Source organism: Actinomyces sp. ICM39 (assembly GCF_000282935.1).
Taxonomy (GTDB): domain Bacteria; phylum Actinomycetota; class Actinomycetes; order Actinomycetales; family Actinomycetaceae; genus Pauljensenia; species Pauljensenia odontolytica_B.
Genome location: NZ_ALCB01000082.1, coordinates 1 through 1,418, shown reverse-complemented (window position 1 = coordinate 1,418; position 1,418 = coordinate 1). Strand labels below are relative to the sequence as shown.

The window sequence follows — 1,418 nt, the reverse complement described above, 5'->3', positions numbered from 1 at the left end:
AGGCCTCGGCGATAGCTCGAGCGCATGCGAATGATCGGCATGTTGCGGATACCGTGGGATCGATAGTCGAGGTGAGTTCGAAGAACGGTGGGGACTTCTTCGAAATGGTGAATGCCGTGTGTGGGACGGGGCCCAAGAGGTCCCGAGGTGTGTACGACATGTCCGTGAGCGTGGCTATCCCGTCGCGTACGAGCAGAGTGAGACACGTGGTGGCGAGTTCGAGGGATTGGGTTATGCAGAACGGGACCACGGTGTTTCGTTCACCCTCGTAGGCAATGACGATTCCCCTCTCAGCCTCGCTGAGAATGTAGGTTGTGAAGTCGCGCCTGCTGGTGACAACGATGCTGTCACTGTTGTCTTCGATGAGCTCCGGGGGAAAGTGCTCGCCGAGGAGCGCTAGTGCGTGGCTCCGAAACTCTTCCCACATGACTGGCTCCCTTCGATCAGTTGGGGCCTGCGCCGATTGTGCCATCGAGGCAGGCTCCCCCCCCATCCTACCTACGCGCCGCGTGTTGAAGCGGCGACTGCAATTGCGCGGGCGTATGTAAAATAGTCGCAATCTGCGCTCAGTGTGCTGTCAGTTATGTGTGTCAGATAAAAACCATCGGTATCTTCATCAGCGATGCTGTAGTCGGTGCCCGGCACGGGGCCAAGAAGTTCGTCCGGAGGATAGTGCATATCGACGAGCTTGCCGAGCCCCTCGCGTGCGAGGAGTGTCAGTGCTATGGTCGCCAACTCAATGGAAGGGCTCGTGAAGAACGTACCGACGGTATTGCGTTCTTCGTGGCGGCCGATGGTAAGTCCTCGTGCATTCTCGGTGACGAAAAAGCTTGCCAGACTACGCCTATCGATAAAGACGAGACTGTCACCGTTATCTTTGACCAGATTCGGGGGAAAATACTCGCCGAGGAGCGCTAGTGCGTGGCTATGAAACTGTTCCCACAGCATGTGTTACTTCCGTCTGTCCGTGGGCTTAGCGAAGGGGACGCGTGGCATGCCGAACAGGGCCTGGCAGGCTTCCTTGGTGCTTTCGATGTGGGCGATCTCGAGGAGTCGTTCGGACGAGTGGTTGAGGAACCAAGGAAGATTCGCAGCCGCACGTGATAAGTCATTCGTGACGATTCCCGTGGGTGTCTCCTCGTAAAATAGCTCCCCAGTCTCGAGATTTTGAGACCACTTTGGGGCGGGAGATAGACGCCTGAATGCGATCCCGATGTCTTCCAGGTGCAGGCTCATTCGGAGAAAGTCAAATAATTCCATCGCGAGCCATTGTTTAACTGGGGTGAGATCGTTGGCGCGAACATCAGCTCCCGGATCGTATGATCGCTCGCTTGTGCCGCCGAAATAAAAGCCGTCCTCACGCCAGACATGCATCATAATTTGAGGATCTGGACCGTGGAAATAGACGTGATCCTCGC

The 1,418-nt window shown here is 56.3% G+C and carries 3 protein-coding genes; all 3 read right to left on the bottom strand.

Annotation, left to right across the window (positions count from 1 at the left end):
* Positions 1 to 427 (bottom strand): hypothetical protein (locus HMPREF1137_RS05430; protein WP_007589759.1); only part of this gene is annotated, 427 nt, incomplete at its 3' end.
* Positions 428 to 498: 71 nt separating this feature from the next.
* On the bottom strand, positions 499 to 948 hold the full coding sequence (locus tag HMPREF1137_RS05425) for a hypothetical protein (protein ID WP_231284029.1): 450 nt from the start codon (positions 946 to 948) through the stop codon (positions 499 to 501).
* 3 nt (positions 949 to 951) lie between these two features.
* Positions 952 to 1,418, bottom strand: a 467-nt coding sequence (locus tag HMPREF1137_RS10400) for a hypothetical protein (RefSeq protein WP_050980942.1), incomplete at its 5' end; no start/stop codon positions are given.

Bases quoted from the DNA above. Each gene is read 5' to 3' on its own strand.
- HMPREF1137_RS05425 (WP_231284029.1), bottom strand. From the start codon at position 948: ATGCTGTGGGAACAGTTTCATAGCCACGCACTAGCGCTCCTCGGCGAG.